24 protein-coding genes and 1 tRNA gene are annotated in these 20922 nt (G+C 37.8%); 4 read left to right on the top strand and 21 right to left on the bottom strand.

Annotation, left to right across the window (positions count from 1 at the left end; all coding sequences use genetic code 11):
• Positions 1-48: 48 nt before the first annotated feature.
• Complete coding sequence (gene tesA / locus H1225_RS11420; protein WP_161669262.1) at positions 49-678, bottom strand: multifunctional acyl-CoA thioesterase I/protease I/lysophospholipase L1; 630 nt, start codon at positions 676-678, stop codon at positions 49-51.
• Between tesA and ybbA the strand changes: the two genes are divergently transcribed.
• Entirely contained in the window at positions 649-1335 is a 687-nt protein-coding gene (gene ybbA / locus H1225_RS11415) for a putative ABC transporter ATP-binding protein YbbA (RefSeq protein ID WP_006533992.1), read from the top strand. The two genes, tesA and ybbA, sit on opposite strands and share 30 nt — an antisense overlap.
• Positions 1332-3773: a putative ABC transporter permease subunit YbbP gene (gene ybbP / locus H1225_RS11410; protein WP_161707111.1), complete on the top strand. Its 2442-nt coding sequence runs from the start codon at positions 1332-1334 to the stop codon at positions 3771-3773. Before ybbA ends, ybbP begins: the two co-directional genes overlap by 4 nt.
• 95 nt (positions 3774-3868) lie before the next feature.
• Here the strand turns inward: ybbP and H1225_RS11405 are convergent, their stop codons facing one another.
• From H1225_RS11405 to ppiB, 7 genes are all read right to left on the bottom strand, one after another.
• The gene (locus tag H1225_RS11405; protein WP_115065578.1) at positions 3869-6031 is read right to left on the bottom strand and encodes an ornithine decarboxylase; all 2163 of its coding nucleotides are present in this window, start codon (positions 6029-6031) and stop codon (positions 3869-3871) included.
• Positions 6032-6208: 177 nt separating this feature from the next.
• Positions 6209-7234, bottom strand: coding sequence for a mechanosensitive ion channel family protein (locus tag H1225_RS11400; protein WP_109400167.1), 1026 nt, complete (start codon positions 7232-7234; stop codon positions 6209-6211).
• 67 nt (positions 7235-7301) lie between these two features.
• Positions 7302-8561 carry an MFS transporter gene (locus tag H1225_RS11395; RefSeq protein WP_072065093.1) on the bottom strand — a complete coding sequence of 420 codons (1260 nt, stop codon included), beginning with the start codon at positions 8559-8561 and terminating at the stop codon, positions 7302-7304.
• 123 nt (positions 8562-8684) lie between these two features.
• Positions 8685-9752 (bottom strand): 5-(carboxyamino)imidazole ribonucleotide synthase, encoded by a 1068-nt coding sequence (gene purK, locus H1225_RS11390; RefSeq protein WP_161706261.1) that lies wholly within the window; start codon positions 9750-9752, stop codon positions 8685-8687.
• Positions 9749-10270 (bottom strand): 5-(carboxyamino)imidazole ribonucleotide mutase, encoded by a 522-nt coding sequence (gene purE / locus H1225_RS11385; protein WP_109848333.1) that lies wholly within the window; start codon positions 10268-10270, stop codon positions 9749-9751. The genes purK and purE overlap by 4 nt, the downstream gene beginning before the upstream one ends.
• A gap of 134 nt (positions 10271-10404) precedes the next feature.
• Positions 10405-11127, bottom strand: a complete 723-nt coding sequence (gene lpxH / locus H1225_RS11380; RefSeq protein ID WP_109400164.1) for a UDP-2,3-diacylglucosamine diphosphatase — start codon at positions 11125-11127, stop codon at positions 10405-10407.
• Positions 11128-11139: 12 nt separating this feature from the next.
• On the bottom strand, positions 11140-11634 hold the full coding sequence (gene ppiB, locus H1225_RS11375; protein WP_006533972.1) for a peptidylprolyl isomerase B: 495 nt from the start codon (positions 11632-11634) through the stop codon (positions 11140-11142).
• A 375-nt stretch (positions 11635-12009) separates the two neighbouring features.
• On the opposite strand from ppiB, the gene cysS reads away from it, so the two are divergent.
• Positions 12010-13401: a cysteine--tRNA ligase gene (gene cysS, locus H1225_RS11370; protein ID WP_072065089.1), complete on the top strand. Its 1392-nt coding sequence runs from the start codon at positions 12010-12012 to the stop codon at positions 13399-13401.
• A 77-nt stretch (positions 13402-13478) separates the two neighbouring features.
• Here the strand turns inward: cysS and H1225_RS11365 are convergent, their stop codons facing one another.
• The 4 genes from H1225_RS11365 to folD form a co-directional block, all read right to left on the bottom strand.
• Positions 13479-13922, bottom strand: coding sequence for a hypothetical protein (locus tag H1225_RS11365; protein ID WP_115065575.1), 444 nt, complete (start codon positions 13920-13922; stop codon positions 13479-13481).
• Positions 13923-14159: 237 nt separating this feature from the next.
• Positions 14160-15101: a 1-phosphofructokinase gene (gene fruK / locus H1225_RS11360; protein WP_239739129.1), complete on the bottom strand. Its 942-nt coding sequence runs from the start codon at positions 15099-15101 to the stop codon at positions 14160-14162.
• A 651-nt stretch (positions 15102-15752) separates the two neighbouring features.
• A complete protein-coding gene (gene ybcJ / locus H1225_RS11355) occupies positions 15753-15965 on the bottom strand; it encodes a ribosome-associated protein YbcJ (protein ID WP_006533967.1) in 213 nt (70 codons plus the stop codon).
• A 3-nt stretch (positions 15966-15968) separates the two neighbouring features.
• The gene (gene folD / locus H1225_RS11350) at positions 15969-16841 is read right to left on the bottom strand and encodes a bifunctional methylenetetrahydrofolate dehydrogenase/methenyltetrahydrofolate cyclohydrolase FolD (RefSeq protein WP_072065086.1); all 873 of its coding nucleotides are present in this window, start codon (positions 16839-16841) and stop codon (positions 15969-15971) included.
• A 200-nt stretch (positions 16842-17041) separates the two neighbouring features.
• On the opposite strand from folD, the gene H1225_RS11345 reads away from it, so the two are divergent.
• A tRNA-Arg gene (locus tag H1225_RS11345) sits at positions 17042-17118 on the top strand.
• A 76-nt stretch (positions 17119-17194) separates the two neighbouring features.
• On the opposite strand, the gene H1225_RS11340 is transcribed toward H1225_RS11345, so the two are convergent.
• The 9 genes from H1225_RS11340 to H1225_RS11300 form a co-directional block, all read right to left on the bottom strand.
• A complete protein-coding gene (locus tag H1225_RS11340) occupies positions 17195-17383 on the bottom strand; it encodes a helix-turn-helix transcriptional regulator (RefSeq protein WP_115286949.1) in 189 nt (62 codons plus the stop codon).
• A 230-nt stretch (positions 17384-17613) separates the two neighbouring features.
• Positions 17614-18147: a beta clamp domain-containing protein gene (locus H1225_RS11335; RefSeq protein WP_115286947.1), complete on the bottom strand. Its 534-nt coding sequence runs from the start codon at positions 18145-18147 to the stop codon at positions 17614-17616.
• Entirely contained in the window at positions 18147-18845 is a 699-nt protein-coding gene (locus H1225_RS11330) for a Rha family transcriptional regulator (RefSeq protein ID WP_115286946.1), read from the bottom strand. The genes H1225_RS11335 and H1225_RS11330 overlap by 1 nt, the downstream gene beginning before the upstream one ends.
• Complete coding sequence (locus H1225_RS11325) at positions 18842-19048, bottom strand: hypothetical protein (RefSeq protein ID WP_115286945.1); 207 nt, start codon at positions 19046-19048, stop codon at positions 18842-18844. The genes H1225_RS11330 and H1225_RS11325 overlap by 4 nt, the downstream gene beginning before the upstream one ends.
• The gene (locus H1225_RS11320) at positions 19035-19388 is read right to left on the bottom strand and encodes a hypothetical protein (protein WP_115286944.1); all 354 of its coding nucleotides are present in this window, start codon (positions 19386-19388) and stop codon (positions 19035-19037) included. The genes H1225_RS11325 and H1225_RS11320 overlap by 14 nt, the downstream gene beginning before the upstream one ends.
• A 74-nt stretch (positions 19389-19462) precedes the next feature.
• On the bottom strand, positions 19463-19885 hold the full coding sequence (locus tag H1225_RS11315) for a hypothetical protein (protein ID WP_088207082.1): 423 nt from the start codon (positions 19883-19885) through the stop codon (positions 19463-19465).
• 43 nt (positions 19886-19928) lie between these two features.
• Positions 19929-20180 carry a hypothetical protein gene (locus H1225_RS11310; protein WP_088207083.1) on the bottom strand — a complete coding sequence of 84 codons (252 nt, stop codon included), beginning with the start codon at positions 20178-20180 and terminating at the stop codon, positions 19929-19931.
• Positions 20180-20578 (bottom strand): hypothetical protein, encoded by a 399-nt coding sequence (locus tag H1225_RS11305; RefSeq protein ID WP_239739128.1) that lies wholly within the window; start codon positions 20576-20578, stop codon positions 20180-20182. Before H1225_RS11305 ends, H1225_RS11310 begins: the two co-directional genes overlap by 1 nt.
• The gene (locus H1225_RS11300; protein ID WP_166477279.1) at positions 20571-20747 is read right to left on the bottom strand and encodes a hypothetical protein; all 177 of its coding nucleotides are present in this window, start codon (positions 20745-20747) and stop codon (positions 20571-20573) included. The genes H1225_RS11305 and H1225_RS11300 overlap by 8 nt, the downstream gene beginning before the upstream one ends.
• Between the last annotated feature and the right edge of the window lie 175 nt (positions 20748-20922).

Below are 20922 nucleotides of genomic sequence, written 5' to 3'. Positions count from 1 at the left end.
TTTTACAATTAATCTCGTTTAATCTACGTCAACTACTGTCAGAATAGTCTAACGTGTTAAGTAAGGGGATAAGGTTTTATCCATCCATTGCGCAATAAAAGGCTGAGCATCTTCATTGGGATGTATACTGTCGTTTTGCATCCACTCAGGCTTATCTGCTATTTGCTCCATATAAAAAGGAAGCAGAGGGATCGCATTCTCTTCTGCAAGTTTAGGATAAATTGCTGAAAATGATTGTGTATAGCGTTTCCCGTAATTAGGTGAAATCATAATTTGCATAAAAAGTGGGGTTGCGCCCGATGCTTTAACTTGTGTAATGATGTTTTGTAGCGCGTCTTTTGTTTGTGCAACAGGGTATCCCTGTAAGCCATCATTTGCACCTAATTCAATCAAAACCCAGCGTGGTTGATGCTGTTTTAATAAATCAGGAAGCCTATTTTGTCCCTGAAAGGCAGTTTCACCACTAATGCTTGCATTAACAACATTAATTTCAGGGTAGGTTGTTTTCCATTTATCAGCAAGGCGTTGTGGCCATGCACTTTCTATCGGAAGACGATATCCTGCACTCAAGCTGTCACCAAAGATTAAAAAGGTATCAGCAGCAACCGCCTTAAAGCTAAACATCATCATAACGATAAGGAAAAATGTATGTCGACGGAAAAGGTTCTTGAAGTTCATCAGTTAACCAAACAAGTAGGAGAAGGTGATAGTCAGATCTCTATATTGCAGGGTGTTGAGTTAGTTGTCGAGTCCGCACAGACAATTGCTTTAATTGGTGAATCAGGATCGGGCAAATCGACTCTGCTAGGGATCATTGCTGGATTAGATGATGGTAGCACTGGCAGTGTGAAATTAATGGGAGAAGATCTCACAAAAATGAATGAAGAAGAACGTGCTAAGTTGCGAGCTCAACATGTTGGGTTTGTTTTTCAATCATTTATGTTAATTCCGACATTGAATGCGCTCGAAAATGTGCAGTTGCCCGCATTATTAAAAGGCGAGTCAGAAAAGCATAGTTATGCGCGTGCAGTTGATTTACTAAAGCAGTTAGGATTAGGCGAACGTTTATACCATATGCCAGCGCAACTTTCTGGCGGTGAGCAACAACGCGTTGCATTAGCAAGAGCATTTTGTACTCAGCCTGCTATTCTTTTTGCGGATGAGCCAACAGGAAATCTTGACCGCAAAACCGGCGATAAAATTGCTGACTTGTTGTTCTCTCTTAACCGAGATTATGCAACAACATTGATTTTAGTGACTCATGACAATGAGCTAGCTGCTCGTTGCCAAAGACGATTACGATTAGTAGATGGACAACTTAAGGAGGAGTCATGATTTGGCGTTGGTTTTGGCGTGAATGGCGTTCTCCTGCACTATTAATTGTTTGGCTTTCTTTAGCGCTTGCGGTTGCTTGTGTGCTTGCTTTAGGGCGTATAGGTGATCGAATAGATAAAAGCATTTACGCTCAAAGTCGTGATTTAATTGCGGGCGATTTAGTCTTACGTGCGTCTTATCCTGTTGATGAAAACTGGCTTACAGAGGCGAAAAAAGACGGGTTAACGCTCAGTCGCCAAATGCAATTTACCACGATGTCTTATGCGCCTGAAGGCGATACACCACAACTTGCGTTGGTGAAAGCCGCAGACAAATTATATCCACTGTATGGTGAGCTAGAAACGGAGCCGGCAGGGTTAAAACCGGAAAAAGGAACTGCGCTTGTTGATGCTAGATTACTAGAATTACTTGATATAAAAGTCGGCGATAAAATTGATGTAGGTGATGCATCCTTTACGATTAGTGGTGTATTAATTCAAGAGCCAGACAGTGGGTTTAATCCTTTTCAAATAGCCCCCCGTATTTTAATTAATCTTGATGATGTTGAAGCAACAGGAGCAGTACAACCCGGGAGCCGCCTAACTTATCGCTATATGTTTGCTGGTAATGAGTCCGTGATTGATAGCTATCAGCAACGTTTCGACCCGTTATTAAAACCCGATCAGCGTTGGAATAGTTTAAAACAAGACAGTGGTGCGCTTTCACAATCAATGGAGCGTGCGAAAAACTTTCTTTTGCTTTCAGCTCTATTAACGTTATTGCTTGCTATATCGGCCGTTGCGGTTTCCATGGCTCATTATTGTCGTAGTCGTCATACTTTAATTGCGGTATTAAAAACATTAGGGGCAGATAAGCGTGCATTAAGAAAATGGATCATTGGGCAATGGGGCGTGATTTTGATTGGCGCTATTATTGTTGGTTCATTCGTAGGACTTATTTTCGAAACGATATTGCTACAAATTTTAGCGCCTGTGTTACCGAAAAGTTTACCCGACGCAAGTTTTTTACCGTGGGGATGGTCTGTAGGCTCTTTACTGCTAATTGCATTATTAACGGGGATAAGGCCTTACTATCAATTGATGGCAACACAACCTTCCCGTGTATTAAGAAGTGATACTACGGCACCTATATGGCCTCTTCGTTATTATTTACCGATAGTAGGCTTAATTGTTGTCGGTGCCTTAACGCTTTTTGCCGGAACAGGCGTTTTACTCTGGTCAATTCTATTTGGTGTTGTTGTTATTGCCTTTTTACTTGGAATAATTGGTTGGCTAGGACTATGGATATTAAAGCAGTTTAAATTCCGTCAACTTAGTGCGCGCTTAGCAGTTACTCGTTTATTACGACAACCTTTTCAAACGATGACTCAGCTTGCGGCTTTCGCGCTTTCATTTATGTTGTTAACGCTGTTAGTCCTTATTCAAGGGGATTTACTCGATAAATGGCAAAAACAATTACCAGAAGATAGCCCTAATTATTTTCTCATCAATATGTCTGCGCCTCAAGTTCAAGAAATTAATGCTTTATTGGCAAAACATAATGTTGAGCCTACAGATGCATTCCCTGTGGTGTTAGCGCGTTTAACACAAATTAATGAGCATAATGCTAAAGAGTGGGCAGATAAACGTGATGCAGGTAATAACACCGTTCGTCGAGAGCTTAACTTAACGTGGCATAGCGAATTGCCAAAAGATAACGTAATTGTTGAGGGAACATGGCCTCCTGAGGGGAATGGGGTTTCTCTCGATCAAGGTGTTGCAGAACAACTCGAGATTAAATTGGGTGATGAATTAACCTTTGTCGGTGATACCCGTGAATTTAAATCCATCGTTACAAGTATTCGTCATGTTGATTGGGAAAATATGCGCCCTAATTTCTTCTTTATCTTCTCTGAAGAAGGGTTGAGTAATCAGCCAGAAAAATGGATGAGTAGCTTTTACTACAATGGTGAGGGCGGGTTAATTACGGCACTTAATCGGCAATTTCCAACGGTAAGCGTGTTAGATACAGGTGCATTAATTCAGCAAGTTCAACAAATTTTACAGCAAGTCAGCCGAGCATTAGAAATTATGGTTGGATTGGTCATGATCTGTGGTGCGTTATTGTTAGTTGCTCAAATTCAGGTAGGAATGACACAACGACGCATTGAGCTGGTGGTTTATCGCACTCTGGGAGCGGGTAAATCATTATTACGACGCACACTTTGGGCTGAATTTGCATTATTAGGTTTAATGGCGGGTTTCGCCTCAGCGATTGGTGCTGAGGTCGCATTAAGCTTATTACAAATATCCGTGTTTAAGTTCCCGTGGCAACCACAATGGGGAATGTGGATCACTGTACCTATTGTTGCGGCATTATTACTTTCATTATGTGGCAGTATCTTAGGCGTTAGGTTGTTGCAAGATAAAGGTCAATATCGACGGATACAAGGCGAATAGTTGAAATAAAATAAGGCTTATAAACAAAGTTAAATAAAAATGCTGATGTCAGTTCAATTAAACATCAGCATTTTTTATGGGGAAAGATAAGACAATTATTCTTTTATAACATAAGCATAAATTTGCTTACTGCCATCTTCTTCATCATAAATATAGACCCCTTGAAGTTCAGTTGAAAAGCCTGGAAGCTGATTAATCGAGGCTTCAAGTGCCTGAAAATAACGTAAAACAGCACCTCCCCAAATTTCACCGGGTACAGCACATAAAACACCTGGCGGATAAGGTAAAGCACCTTCAGCAGCAATGCGTCCTGATAATTTATTTAAAGGTAAAAATTCAACATTACCACGAACAAACTCAATATTAGCTTGTTGCGGACTTAATGCTCGTTTAGGAAAGTGACTCTTTCTAAACATCTGTTTTTGCAGTAATTTGATATTGTATCTGACACAAATATCATGCATTTCCTGACAGAGTTGTCGTAATGTATACCCCTGATAACGAGATGGATAGCGACGACATACAGAAGGCAAGATTTGTTCTAATGGCACATCTTCAACTAAGTGTTTTTCAAATTGAACAATCAAAGAGATTAAGCGATCAAACTTTGCTTGATGTTCTGCGGGAGTCAGCAAAAATAAGATTGAATTGAGATCGCTTTTTTCAGGGATAACGCCGTGCTCACGTAGATAATTTGCCAAAATAGAGGCGGGTACACCAAAAGATCCATATTCCCCTGTATGAGGATCGATACCCGGCGTTGTAAGCATTAATTTGCAAGGATCAACAAAGTATTGATTGGTTGTGTAACCTTCAAATGAGTGCCAATTATCATTAGGAATAAAATTAAAAAAACGCTGATCGTGGGCGATTTCATCTGTGTCGTGGTCTTGCCAAGCAACTCCATCAACCACTTCAGGAATAAATGGCTTAATAAACTGGCACTGCTTTAGTAATGATTTACGGGCTTCAATGCCTTGCTTTACGCAACTCATCCACATCGCTTCACCACTTTTGCCTGAGTGCATTTTTGCATTGACATCAAGAGCGGCAAAAAGGGGATAAAATGGGCTGGTGGATGCATGCATCATAAAAGCATTATTCATACGTTTATGATTAACATAACGAGATTGCCCTTTAAGATGGGCATCTTTTTTATGTATCTGTGAGGTTTGTGAAAATCCCGCTAATTGTTTATGAACAGATTGAGTAACGAGAATACCAGGATCGTTTTCATTAAGCGTTAGTAACAAAGGTGAACACTGTTTCATCATTGGAATGAATTGTTCATAACCCACCCATGCAGAATCAAATAAAATATAATCACAAAGGTGACCAATTTTATCGACAACTTGCCTCGCGTTATAAATTGTACCGTCATAAGTGCCTAGTTGAATAACAGCTAAACGGAAAGGGCGTTTATCGAATTGACGTTCTGGCGCAATTTCTGCAATTTGTTGGCGTAAATAGTGTTCTTCAAAGCAATGAGCATCAATACCACCAATAAAGCCAAAGGGATTACGAGCTGTTTCTAAATAGACAGGTGTTGCTCCTGCTTGAATTAGTGCACCATGATGATTGGATTTATGATTATTTCTATCAAATAACACTAAATCATTTGGTGCCAATAAAGCATTTAAGGCAACTTTATTAGAAGATGAGGTTCCATTTAAAACAAAATAGGTTTTATCGGCATTAAATACTTGCGCTGCAAAAGTTTGGGCATCATAAGGCGCACCTTCATGAATAAGCAAATCACCCATTTCGACATCAGCATTACAGAGATCAGCACGAAATAGATTCGCACCAAAATATTGATAAAATTGTTCGCCAGCAGGATGACGACGGAAAAACTCTCCGCCTTGATGTCCAGGGCAATCAAAAGCGATGTTCTTTTCGGCAACATAATTCACTAAGCGTGAAAAAAATGGTGTGGTCAGACTCTCTTCATATTGCTGTGCCGCTTTATTAATTAACGTGCTATTTTTTTGATGTGCATTTTTATCTGTAATCACAATCCCTGAAACTTGATTAAGCAATTCAGCACTGATTGCATCATTAATATTAACTGCAATAAATACGGGAAGTTGAAACCCTGTTTGATGAATGCGATCTAATTGGCCAGACTCAATATCTGACAATGACAACACTACTACTGATATTTGCGTTAAATTTGCATCAACAATATCAACAATCGGACGTTCAGAATAAAAATAGTGTGAAAGAGTAGGGTGACACGCCAACTTCATTTTTTTCATTATACTCGCATTTGTATCAATAGAAGAATTGGCGATCAATATACTTGGTTGTGAATATGATTGAAATAAATTAAAGCAATAAGGTTGATTGTTTTATGCATAATAAATGCATAGTTTACCGTTATTGGTGATTGATAAATGGATAAGTTTATCAGAGGCTAAACTTATCCATTTCTATTATTGTGGGATAGAAGACGATTTTTCGATATAAATTGTTTGAGACGGAAAGGCAAAGTCAGCACCATGTTTATGCACAATCTCAATCATCTTTAAATAGACTTCTTGTTGAGCTTCAAGCCACTGTGCCCATACGGTTGTTTTGGTAAAACAATACACCATGATATTGAGGGAAGAGTCTGCGAATTGATTAAAATAGACTAACAAGGTTTGTTGCGTATCAATTTTGTCATTTTGCATTAGCATGGTGCGGATATCTTCAACAATTACACCAATTTTATCAGAGTCTTCGTAACGTAAACCGAGTTCAGTTTCAATACGTCGATTAGTCATTCGCCCCGGATTTTCTACACTAATAGATGAAAAAATAGAGTTGGGAATATAAAGCGGTCGATGATCAAAAGTAATGATTTTGGTAATACGCCAACCAATTTCGACTACAGTGCCTTCAATATTACGATCAGGTGAGCGTACCCAATCACCAATATTAAAAGGACGATCGAAATAGAGCATGACACCAGAGAAAAGATTACTTAATACATCTTTACTTGCCATGCCAATGGCAATGCCACCTAACCCTCCAAATGTCATTAAGCCGGATAAGCTCATGCCAAAATGCTCACCGAACAATAAAATGATAATAACAAATAGAGTGATTTTGAATATGCGAGAAATAATACGAGCAGAAGTAGGATCACTGCCTTTTTTAATTTGAGCTTTTTCTAGCCGATTAATCAGTAAGAAAAATTTTCTCATTAAAATTAATGCAATACCAATATAGGTAAAGAAATTAATCATCCTAAAAGAGATAAAATGGAGATTAAAATCAACCACAGCCATTTCACAATATTGGCTTAAGATAATCACTAAACTACAAAGAAAAATAGCTTGGCTGATATGAACAATAATATTTCTGTGGCGTTTTTTCTTTTTATCATGAAAAAGAGATACGATGATAAAGCCAACCAAACAGGCTAAAGCGATGCTAACACCTATTGAGTATTTTATTATTAATGCATCATTCATCAGCTTAACGTCTCCTTAGAAAATGCGTTTTTATAATATGAAACTCGTTATCTTGCTTATTTAAGGGTTACTTTTCTTGCTCACTCGCATGCTGAAATTTAGGATAAACCGGTGGTTTCATAAATAGAGTGACTATTAAAATCAGTAAAACAGGTAGGGTTAAAATCAAGAATGCCGGTGTAAAGCTACCTGAAATATCTTTGATTGCCCCAGCAAAAAAGGGTGCTAAACAAGCTAGTGTTGAAATTAAATTCATTACAGAAAATAGCTCAAGATAAGGGGTACGACCAAAATAGTTAGCAAGCAATATACTTGATGCTAAGAACGTCATGCCATAACCAATACCGACACAAACCGTAAATAAGATCAGGTAAATCCAAGAATTAGCCATACTTAGTGCGAGCAAGCCGATGATAATAATACTTAAGCTTGCGATAAGTAATTTTTTAGGTTCTAACCATTCACCAATAGCCCCACCCGCTAAGCGCGAGAACGCATTGATAAATGCCATACTACTTAATAGTGTTGCAGCAATAGTTTCACCAAAACCATTTTCAATAATATGTGCAACCGCAAAGCTATTGACTGTGATCCCACACCATAAAAAAGCCGTGTAAGTCGCAGCAATAACATAAAATTGCCATGTTCTTAAAGCATGACGAGCTGTCCAAATTTCTTTAGTTTGATAGATACGTTTTGTGGATTGAAGTTGGCTAATTTTTTTTGCATGTTCTTGCTCTTTACTCCCTTCACGTAAAAATAAAATAGTGAGAAGAGTCACAACGGTGAGAGTGATCGCGGAAATAAGCCAATGCATTCGCCATGTATGCCATAAATGGGTTGCTAAAAAGTAGATCCAAGGCCCGGCAACACCACCTAATCCACCAATGGTAAAATAGACACCAAAGGCAAAGGATTGTTTTTCAAATAAGCGGGAAATAACATAAGTACCGGGTACGGTAGCCAGTAGTGTAAAACCAACACCTAATAGTGCAGTACCAAGAAAATAACGCGCAATGGTGTATGTTTCGTAAAGAAAATAGAAACCACTGACAAAAATGCTCAACCCAATTAGTAGTGTAAGGCGAACACTTAATTTACGGATCAGTAAGGTAGGTAAAAAACTCGCAAGACCGCAGGTTAATCCTAATAACGTAAAACCAAGACCTGCTTGAGTCCAGTTCCACTCTAGCTCGTTTATCATACTAGGAAGAACAACACCTAAAGAGGTAAATGTGGTTGCGGTAGCTAAAAAATACACAAAGCCCAATAATATCAGCATACTCCATTGATAAACGGGCCCAAAAACCTGTTGCGTGACTTGCATCCTGACTCCATCAAACGGGTGCAGTAACCTGAATAATCAGGAGAAAATAGCGAATAACAGACCTTTTTATCTAAGGTCTGTTCGTTTAAAGGCTATTATTCTCTAACTTTATGAGTCGGACTGCTAGCTTAATTTTTCTAAAGCCCATTTGATAGGGAACTGATAGGCATCATCAAGCATTGAGCTTAATGATTTGAGTGTCTCTTTCAGTGGGTAATTATCGCGATGAACAAGATTGAGGTGCCCCACTTTGCGCACAGGGCGAACTTCTTTTTCATACCAATGTAAATGCACTAATGGCAATGAAAGCCATTGAGGATTGACATCAGTTCCGATCAAATTAACCATTACTGCGGGTTGGCAAACCTCAGGTTTTGGCATCGGTAAATCTAAAATTGCACGTAGGTGTAACTCAAACTGGCTAATTGAGGCGCCATTTTGTGTCCAATGGCCACTGTTATGAACACGAGGCGCTAATTCGTTGATAAGTAATTTATTACCAACGATAAAGCACTCCATCGCCATGACACCGATATAATTGAGCTTATTAAGGATGGCGGTCAGCATTTTTTCTGCTGATTGTTGCAGTTCTGATGCAGGTGTTGGTAATGCAACACTCATACGCAAAATGCCATCTTGATGAAGATTATGTGTTAAAGGATAAAATACACAATGACCGTTTCTATCTCTGGCTCCAACTAAGGACACTTCACCAGAAAAGGGAATACCTTGCTCAACAATGCATTCACCATAAATTTCAGCGGGTAATTGTTGCTCTTCACCGGGATGAATACGCCATTGACCACGGCCGTCATAACCACCAACACGGCGCTTTACAATAATAAAATCACCCAGTTGAGCGAAAATATCAGGCCATTGTGTTGGTGCTGTTAATGGTTGCCAAGGAGCCGTTGCTAAGCCCAGTTCATCGAGTAACTGTTTTTGAGGTAATCTATCGGCAAGCAATGGAAAAATATCACGGTTTACAAAGTTAGTATGACGTTCTAACTCTTTAGTGAGTGAAGTTTCAGGCCAGCGCTCAATTTCAGCTGTGATTATGCTTTTTTGATAGGGAACGGCTTCGGGCTCTGCATCTAATCCTACTGGATAAACCGCAATGCCTAAAGGTTCTCCTGCTTGTTTTAGCATTCGCCCTAATTGACCATTTCCCAGAACACAAACAGGCTTCATAGTGTCTCCCTTGGATCAGGGTTATTTAATACATCGTCAGTTTGTGCTGTGCGCCATGCTGTTAGTGCTTCAAAAATAGTAGGAGAGTGTAATGCTAAAATTTGAGCTGCTAATAAAGCCGCATTGGCAGCACCTGCTTTACCAATCGCTAATGTTCCCACGGGAATACCTTTCGGCATTTGTACAATAGAGTAAAGGCTATCAACACCACTTAATGCTGCACTTTGAACTGGAACACCTAATACAGGAACAAGTGTTTTTGCTGCGAGCATACCGGGTAAATGGGCTGCGCCGCCAGCACCTGCAATAATGACGTCAAAGCCATTATTTTTTGCCTGTTCTGCAAAGCTAAATAGCTTATCAGGGGTTCGATGCGCAGAAACAATCTCAACATGATAAGGAAGCTGTAGTGCGTCTAGTACATCAGCGGCATGAGACATGGTTGTCCAGTCACTTTTAGAGCCCATTACAATGGCGATACGAGCGGAAGAGGTATTTAGACCAACTTGAGAAGACATTACTTAACTGCTCCTGTAAGCATAAACGGATATAGCCTAATAAACTGAGGATGATAGTATCATGCTAACACATCAAGGAAAACGTTTGCGTAAAGAAAAAATAGCCTTTTTATGCAGAAAATAAGCAAAGCAATTTAGAAGGGAAAATGAATAAGTTCTATTTTATCCGCAGTCACTTTAAACATAGAGCCTTCAGTATGCCAAGCACCTAATACACCACGATAATGTATTTTATCATCAATGTTGACAGTATGAATTGCTGGACGATGTGTATGACCGTGGATCATCCATTCTGTATTGAAATGTTTAAAAGTATCAATCACTGCCTGAGGGTTAACATCCATAATGGCATCTGATTTGTACTGATTTTCGTGTTGGCTACGCGAGCGCATTTTGTCAGCAATACGTAGTCGAATAAATAGAGGCAATAGTAAGAATAAGCGCTGAATAAATTTATTATGTACTTTTTTACGGTAACGTTGATACGCTTCATCATCTGTACAAAGTGTATCACCATGCAAAATTAAGATGCGATTTTTCTCAATTTCGAGCACTTTTTCTTGTGGAAGTAAGGTGATACCGCTTTCTTTGGCAAAACGAGAGCCAATTAAAAAATCACGATTTCCATGAATAAAATAGCAAGGCACTCCTGCATTTTTTAACGTCATCAGAGCTTGAGCAATTTGTTGATGTAAAGGATTAGGATCATCGTCACCTATCCAAAAATCAAAAAAATCACCTAAGATATAAAGTGCTTTTGCATGAATGGCTTGTTCTTTTAAAAAGCGAAGAAAACCGGCAGTGATTGCCGGTTCATGTTCACTTAAGTGCAGGTCTGCAATAAAAAGCGTACACATAAAGAGTGAGGCTTATTCGCTAACCGTTACACTTTTAATGACGATATCTTCACGAGGAACATCTTGGTGGAAACCGCTACGACCTGTGGAAACTGCTTTAATTTTATCAACAACGTCCATGCCTTCAACAACTTCAGCAAAGACACAATATCCCCAACCATTTGCGTTTTCAGCACGGAAGTTTAAGAAATCGTTGTCTGCAACGTTGATAAAAAATTGAGCAGTAGCAGAGTGTGGATCGTTCGTACGAGCCATTGCTAATGTGCCGCGGTTGTTTGCTAGGCCATTATTTGCTTCGTTTCTTACAGGTGCTTTGGTTGCTTTTTGGTTCATACCTGGTTCAAAACCACCACCTTGGATCATAAAACCATTGATGACACGGTGGAAAATAGTGTTATCGTAGAATCCTTCTTTACAGTAGTCTAAAAAATTTTCTACGGTTGCAGGTGCTTTGTCTGCAAATGTATTAATCACGATATCGCCGTAATTGGTATGAAAAGTAACCATATTCAGATCCTAATATAATTTTAGCTTTACCCAGATTTGGGCATAAACAACAGTCCCGTTTTTATATCACAGTTGCCTAATTTAGTCAGTATGCATCTTTTTCTTACGCTGTTTTTTCTTGCTAAATAAATCAGTAATAAAAGGAAAAAACACGTTTCGCTAAAATTTAGTCAAATAATAGAAGATTGATTATTCACTAGCGGCGATTGAGCAGTGAAAATAAGCGCTAAGCAGAGTAAGATAAAAACCCTAATCTTGAGTTTGCTTTGCCTTCAAGATCCAATATCCTAATTAATATCATGCTATAGTAGTTGTTATTTTCTTTTATATAAAAACGTAATAAACACGTACAGTTGAAAACGGGAACGTCCACTGATGCTAAAGATTTTTAATACTCTCACTCGCCAAAAAGAAGAATTTAAACCTATCCATGCAGGAAAAATAGGTATGTACGTGTGTGGCATCACTATTTATGACTTATGCCATATTGGCCATGGACGTACATTTGTGGCTTTTGATGCCATAACCCGTTATCTACGTTACTTAGGATATGATGTTAACTATGTTCGTAACGTAACGGATGTAGATGATAAAATCATCAAACGTGCGATTGAAAATAATGAAACATGTGAGCAATTAACCACGCGTATGTTAGCTGAAATGCACAAAGATTTTGATGCATTAAATATTGCTCGTCCTGATTCAGAGCCACGAGCAACACACCATATTGCTGAAATTATTGAATTAACAGAAGCGCTAATTAAACGTGGACATGCTTACGTTGCCGACAATGGTGATGTGATGTTTGCGATTGATACCGATCCTGATTATGGCTTACTTTCTCGTCAAGATTTAGAGCAACTACAAGCGGGGGCTCGAGTTGAGGTGGCTAACGTTAAACGCAATCCAATGGATTTCGTCTTATGGAAAATGTCTAAACCGGGTGAGCCAAGCTGGGAGTCGCCATGGGGAAAAGGTCGCCCTGGTTGGCATATCGAATGTTCTGCGATGAATAGTAAAGAGTTAGGACATCATTTTGATATTCATGGCGGTGGTTCAGACTTAATGTTCCCTCATCATGAAAATGAAATAGCGCAATCAACTTGTGCCCATGATGGTCCTTACGTTAATTACTGGATGCACTCTGGTATGGTGATGGTAGACAAAGAAAAAATGTCTAAGTCACTTAATAACTTTTTTACTATTCGTGATGTATTGGCTTATTACGATGCTGAAACAGTGCGTTATTTCTTATTATCAGGCCATTATCGTAGTCAACTTAACTACACTGAAGAAAACTTAAAACAGGCGCGTACTGCATTAGAACGCCTATATACTTCATTACGTGGCACAGATGAAAATGCACAACCGGTGGGTGGCGAAGCGTTTGAAGCACAATTTATTGACGCAATGAACGATGATTTCAATACACCTGAAGCTTATTCCGTTTTGTTTGATTTAGCGCGTGAGGTCAATCGTCTAAAAGCGGTTGATATGAATGCAGCGAATGGTTTAGCCGCAGTATTACGTAAACTTGCTAAAGTATTAGGTTTATTAGAGCAAGAGCCTGAGCATTTCTTACAAAGTGGTGCTAAAGCAGATGATGCCAGTGAAGTTGAAAAAATTGAATTATTAATTCAACAGCGTAACGATGCTCGTAAAAATAAAGATTGGGCAGCGGCTGATGTTGCTCGTGACGCATTAACAGCGATGGGGATTGTTTTAGAAGATGGTCCTCAAGGAACTGTTTGGCGTCGTAATAATTAATACGATAATTGAGTTTCGCGTTTAATATAAAAATATCGGATATTAAATATCCGATATTTTTTTGTCTGATGATTAATTCATTGACTCATAATACTGGTTTTTCTTTTGCTATCTTTTTGTTTATATTCAAAATAAGCAATTACATTTTCAGAGAAAAAGAGTCGATGTGTTAAGATCACGATAATAGAAAAAACAACAAAGCTAATTTCTGAGATATTCGTTAATGACATCGAAATACTAAGTATAAAAAAGAGCGAAATAGATAAGCATATCCATGATATTTTTAAAAAAGAGTAAGCATTTCTACTATTTTTAGCGAGTTTTATCCATGCCGTTACTTGCATGATCATCGTTATAATTAGACACAGCATGATGAACAGTCCCGCTAGCATTGTTTGGCCTCCACCCATTGCCATTGCTAATAAATAAATCGGTGCCCCTGCAACTAATATAAACAAACTAATACCTAAAAATAATACTGAAATAACTTGGATCCATAAAAGTATTATGGGCCTTTCCATAACTTCTCCTAAAAACAGAAATAAGTTTTTATTGATTTTAGAATATCTTTGTTAAATTTTATTAAAGTGAAGTTTATCGAATAAATAGAAAAAATAAAGTTTGATTTAATAATAAAAGATAATTAATCAATTAAAGAGATTCTATTTTTGATGTTTTATAGTAGAGCGTTAATCTATTTAATAGAAGAGTTGGTAATTCTACTTAATATTATTCAAATTACCACTGAGTATGATTACTTATAATTTTAGCGGAGTTAATTCTACTTCTGTCATCATTTTTGCTAATTGTTCGCGATCATGAATACCAACATTGGTTTGGCTCACAGCAAGCGCAGAAACGGCAGTCGCAAGACGTAAAGTATGTTCACTAGTTTGTCGCATCATTAAACCATAAATTAAACCACCAACCATAGAGTCTCCAGCTCCGACGGTACTTACGACATCACATTTAGGTGGTTTCGCCATCCATGCTCCAGACGCATTAACCCACATCGCACCTTGCTCGCCTAATGAAATGACAACATGGGCAATACCTTGCTGACGCAATGCTTCAGCCGCTTGCACAATATCAGAAAGCTTAGGTAAGGATCTACCCGCCCAAATTTCTAATTCATGATGATTAGGTTTAACAAGCCAAGGGGCAGCTTTTAACCCAGCGACAAAGGCATCTCGACTACTGTCAAAGATCAAACACATACATTCACTACGTAAGCGAGTCATCCATGTAGTGAAATCATTGAGATCAATGCTAGGAGGAACACTACCACTGACACAAATCATATCAAATTGACCCGCCCAACTTAGCGTATCGTTGACAAAGCGAGTCCAGTCTTGTTTAGTGATTTCAAAACCAGAAAAATTGAAGTCAGTTACTTTACCATTGGGTTCTGTGAGTTTGACGTTAATACGAGTACGACCTTCAACCAATTGAAAACGGTTAGCGATACCCGAGTCACTAAACTCTTTTTGGAATCCATCTTGGTTTTCTTTGCCTAAAAAGCCTCCAACAGTAACATCAACGCCAAGGCTTTTTAAAACCTTAGCCACATTGATGCCTTTACCCGCAGCATGGAAGCCTGCTGTTTTAACTCGATTAACTTCACCAAGTTCAATAGGAGCACTTAAACCTACAAGATCATATGCAGGGTTAAGTGTGATGGTTGCTACTCTGCGTTTCATGCTAGTTCCTTACCTTAAATAAAAGAACAGGCATCAATTTTTGCTGTAATTTAGCAAAAACAGAGATACCTTGAGTGGGTAAGCCGAGCATAAAATCTCCTGTTAGATAAAGGGCAAAAAGATGTAAATATTATAAAATAACAACTAAAATAGTATCATCAAGCTGAATCGTTTCAAATTATAATCTATAATTTAGTACAAACAATGTTCTTTTGCCTAATGAAAGTAGAAATAAATTAGATCTAAATCACATTTTAATGCATTTAAACATGAATAAACGGATAAAAGTATCAACAAAAAGGTTTGTTGCTGAAGTTTTACAGTAATGGTTAAAAAGTGTTATCTATATATAAAATAATAACTTATAGCATTTCTTTTTATCTATTTTTTTATAAAATGTACAATTTGCTGAACACCGAAAGAAGATTATAACTATAGACAAGCTTGAAAATGATGATCTAAATTTAAATATATTAAATTAAATTTTATTATTTTATTTTAATTCAATTGGTTATGTTATTTTCTTTTTTTTTCATATGATTAAATAAGAAAAAAGAGGAAGAAAAAGTCTATTCAAGGTAAAAAAGGATTAAAAAGAAAAAAAGCGAGGCTAAGATAGCGACGCTTTTTCAATATTAATTGATTTGCTGATTATTTGCTGACGCTAACGGAAAACTCACCAAAGGTGACAACTTTTCCCGCAATAATTTTACAGCGTTTACGAGTTTCAACTTCACCGTCAACACTCACTAAACCTTCAGCAATAACACTTTTAGCAGAAGCTCCGCTTTCAGTCCAACCTTGAAGTTTTAATAAATCACAAAGCTCGACATAGTCGTGCCCATCTAATTGAAATGTTTCCATCGATTAATTATTTCCTGTTTCAGGGTCGTGGTATTCTTCGCATGCTTGCAAAGTATTTTGAATAAGTGTGGCGACTGTCATTGGACCTACACCACCAGGGACGGGAGAAATCCAGCCCGCACGTTGAGAGGCGGCTTCAAAATCAACATCCCCAACAACTTTACCACTTTCAAGACGGTTGATACCGACATCAATCACGATTGCACCTGGTTTAATCCACTCACCAGGAATAAAGTTAGGTTTACCTACCGCCACAACGACTAAATCCGCGTGCTCAACATGGAAACGTAGGTCTTTAGTAAAACGGTGGGTAACTGTAGTTGTACAACCTGCAAGTAATAGTTCTAAACTCATTGGGCGACCAACAATATTTGATGCGCCAATAATAACGGCATTTAAGCCATTCATTGGAATATTACAACGCTCTAGCAGTGTGACAATACCACGAGGTGTACAAGGGCGTAATTTAGGTGCTCGTTGGCATAAGCGGCCGATATTGTAAGGGTGAAAGCCATCGACATCTTTATCAGGATGGATGCGTTCTAAAACCTTAACATTATCAATTCCAGCAGGTAAAGGGAGTTGGACGAGGATACCATCAATGGTACTGTCTTTATTAAGTTGGTCGATCAGATTTAATAAATCAGCTTCACTGGTAGTATCTGGTAAATCATAAGAGCGAGAAATAAATCCGACTTCTTCACAAGCGCGACGTTTACTTCCAACATAAATCTGTGATGCAGGGTTATCTCCCACTAAAATAACCGCTAAACCAGGCGCTCGTTTTCCGGCATTAATACGTTGTTTTACTTTTTCTGCAACTTCGCTTCTGATGGTCTGCGCAATCGATTTCCCATCTATAATTCTTGCTGACATCTATACATCCAAATTATTCAATTACGGTATTGGTCTATTTTGTCAGATCAAGAGCAATCTGTCAGTCGAATACTTGCCATATTTTGACCATATAGTTTGATATCGTTGAAAAATCGTTGACTCTCAGAATGTTGAACGTATAATTCACATCCGTTATCAGAGTAGTCGAGTAGTCTTGCTAACGTCTAAAGTTCTTCTAGGCGCCCTTAGCTCAGTTGGATAGAGCAACGGCCTTCTAAGCCGTAGGTCACAGGTTCGAATCCTGTAGGGCGTACCATTTAAAATCAACGAGTTAGATGGTTTTAAAAAGAAACCCGCAAGAGATGCGGGTCAAGTAACGGGTCAAGTTAGCATTACAGTTTTTCACTTCTAACCCACTCTTCATAGACATGTTCTGGCCAACCTAAAAACGTACCGCCTTTTGTTCTTTCTGGTTTGGGGAACTCATTTCGTTTTGCATACATTCTCCAAATTGTAGGTTTGCTTTTTCCTGTTAACCGGATCATTTCCTTCCATTTAATGTATCGAGTTGTAGTTGTCATTTTTTGCCTCCTTGCAAATAATTTTGTAAGCTCGCAATACGTGATTCGGTTTGCCATAAATAGTGGTGACTCGAAAAAAGAATCCGATAGTGTTCTCGTGAACGGGGGTAAAAAGTAATGCCCGATCAATTAACCGATTTATTTTTCTTCGTTCAGTGATAAAGGAAAAAATAACTACCTTTGCCATGCTTCCTGTTCCACTGGAGATATATTCAATTTTCATTTTCACCTCAAGTTCTGCATGGCATAACAACGAATTGTGGATTGCCGTATTTTTCGTTTATCACGTCACTAAATTTTAATAGGCAAGGCTTGGTCATTCCTGATGGATGAAATGAGACAGGATGAAATCCGCGACTAGTACTAAACATCTTTTCAGGATAAGTAAGGTAGATAGCCTGCATATGAGGTAAACAAAGTTCATATTCTGTCGGGATGACGAGATCTAAATTAGGGAAGCGCGCACCTTTATGTGAAACAAGTGCAGAGAACCCCACGCGATGACCGTTTTTGTCGCGATGAATAGCAAAAGGTTCTTCAGTAAATTTAATTTCTGTTGTGTTTGCCTTTGCAGGAATAGAGCCTCTGAATTCAAGTATTTCGTTACGGCGTGTTTTTATGCCATGCTCCATACGCACAGCAACATGTCCGTTAGTCGCTTCAATGTACTTATTGCTGATATGAATACCTTGCAGGTAGTAACGAGGATCATGTTTAGCCACACAAACTAAAGCAGCGCGAAGTAAATGTGTTTGAATAATCATTATTTATCCTCCCAGCCAATTGCCTGAAATAGTCCCATTTTCGGGTGATACCAACGAGTACCGCGTTTTTCTGCTTTGCCCATCATGTGTTTCATTGCTACCATGAAGTCAGCCTCATGAATGATAGCCATAGGCCTAGGCATGCCTTCTGGGGTAAGAATGGTTATTTGGTCTTTTCGGACGCCGTATTGCTTGGCAAGCGTCTTGCATTTATCAATCGTCATACCCGATTTGGTTTTCGCTAATGAGTAACCAATCCACCCTGCAGGAATAGTGCCTTGCTTAATTTGCTCAACGACTTCATTCACTTGTTCAACTTTTTGCTCTACATGAGATATACGGCGTTCGCTTTCTAGGTTAGCCAATGCCATAGCAGCGATAATTTCAGCTTGTGATTTTGGTTTGACTCGTTCATCTTCAAGTTCTTTCCAGCGATCAACTAACCGAGCTGTAAATTCAGGTGATAATTGAGCAACTATAATAATGCTGTCGCGCTTACCCTCTTCACCTGAAAATAAATAGTGCTGTGGCGTTACCCCGTTCGCGGTTTTAATCCCATCCACCATTGGTGGTTTGGATATAATTCCTTTATCAACTAAGCGCTCGATAGTTCTTTTAACACTATCTTCACGGCTACCAACTAATTCAGCGATCTCTTTAGAGGTCATTGATGCATTGATGCTGATTAAATTATTCATAAATAACTCTCCGTCACTTTAATTTTTGCTTTATCTAAACAACGCTTAGATGATTGATTACTTATTTTTTGTTGATAACTCATTGCGCCTTTGGCTGGTGGATCTGCAATAATAAAAGCTTTGTTATATTGCTCTATTGCGCGTCTATAAAATCCTTTATTCTCTAATTGCTTACCTTTTTTCATGAATTCAGAATACGTCATGATATTTATATTCCTCTCCATTTAAGTAAGGAGGTAAATATTCAACGATATAATCAATCATGAATTTACCTATTTCAGAAATTGAACCGTTAGATTTGTATAATTGCTCATAGGTGTTATAGATATCTTTATCACTCCACTTACAACGTTGACGGCAATCTTTTTCTTCATAGACATCACGGAAGAAATTATTTAAATTTTCAAAGCTGATTCCTGTAATAACAGTTTTACTATTTACCTTTGATTTGAACTCAGCTTTCTTTCCTTTTTGTTTAATGTAAATAAGCACTGAGTTGATAAATCGCTTTCTTCTTATTTCAAGTAAATTAACTTTATCCATGTTGGTTGCTCCTGATTCAGAGCGCAGCAATTCCTAGCATGAACGCTATAATTAATTTTTATTTCGTAGATATTCTATTTATTGGTTAAAGCATTATTTAATTCGTAATATAATCTGTCAGCTTCTTTTTCTGCCTCATCATATTTTTCTACAGCTTTAGCATATTCCTTTTGTAAGCGTTCAATATTACGTTCCTGCTTTAATCGTTCATGAAGCTCTGATAATTTAGCTTCTTTGTGTTTCATAAAGTATTCGGTAGGTTCGCCACGCTTGAAAGCGATTGTGCCATTCTCAAGTTCACATTGTTCACCTTCGTAGTTAGTTTCAATGCCTTTTTTGTGAAATTCACGCTCAGTGAGAATGTTTGCTAGCTTATTTAATGCTGAACGTTCACTTAAGTAAGCTCGATTAGCACCTGCAATAATATAAACAGGGCGCATAGCAATAGTAATTTGATTATCAGTCGCTTTCTCAATAGCTTCGTGTTGTTTGCTCATTTTTTGTTCCTTTTATTTTTCGATTTGATATTTCGTATTCAATTCAACCAAGTCTGTCATTTAATATTGATACCAATAATGATACTTGGCTTATAAACAATCCCACATCACCAATATGACTTTTACTATCATGATAGTTTTCATTATTATCAGCCCAAAACATAAACTCCCCGAATGTATTCATTCCTGTAATGAGTGAATCAATAGATAAGTCTAAATTTGCTCTTAATTTCCCTAATTCTTTTTCTGATATATTTTTCAAATTAGGAAGGGTAATTAATTCATCAATATTCATTACGCCTCCGTGAAACTTACTTTTTCATAAATAGTTTCTAAATTTAATTTTGCTGACTGGATTAAATTTGTAATTTGAATATCATAATTTTTAATGTGACCACTTTCTTCAGCTACTTTTAAATTAATTGCAGTTTCTAATGTGTTTAAAATACATCCGACGGCTGTTTCAATAGTATCTTTATCACTGACTTTAATTTCACCGATAGGCTTTGGTGATTTATCAGTATTAATGCTTGATACACTTTCTTTAGCTCTTTCTATATTAGCTACTGCTGATTCAATCGCATTAAACATATTATCGCTAGGTATTACGTTATCGTTGATAATGAGATTTAAAATAGAAGTTGCATAAAGTAATTCATCACAAGCGGATTGTTTTAATTCAGTGTTATTCATCATTTAAAACCTCATTAATTTCATCTTCTGCTTGAGATAATAAGCTAAGTTGAATTGCTCGCTCTTCGCTATTACGAGAAAGAAACTGAGCTGAAATTAAGAATGCTTTTACTCGATGTAATGTATCTAGTATTTTTCCGCTATCTACATTAATTATTTCTTTTGTCATGATCATTATCTCTCTGTGCATTTTCTTCGATTAGCCAATTCGATATATCGCTAGATAAATTATAAGTTAACTCAATTAAACTCATAACATCAGGTTGGTTTTGAAGTAATATGCCATTTAGCTGAAACAGTAGTGCGTTTAAATGGTCACTTTTTTTGCAACAGCCTCTAAGTTG

Source organism: Proteus penneri (genome assembly GCF_022369495.1).
GTDB classification, from domain to species: Bacteria; Pseudomonadota; Gammaproteobacteria; order Enterobacterales; family Enterobacteriaceae; genus Proteus; species Proteus penneri.
Note: the sequence above shows the minus strand (reverse complement) of the source record. Positions and strands in the feature narration are given on the sequence as shown.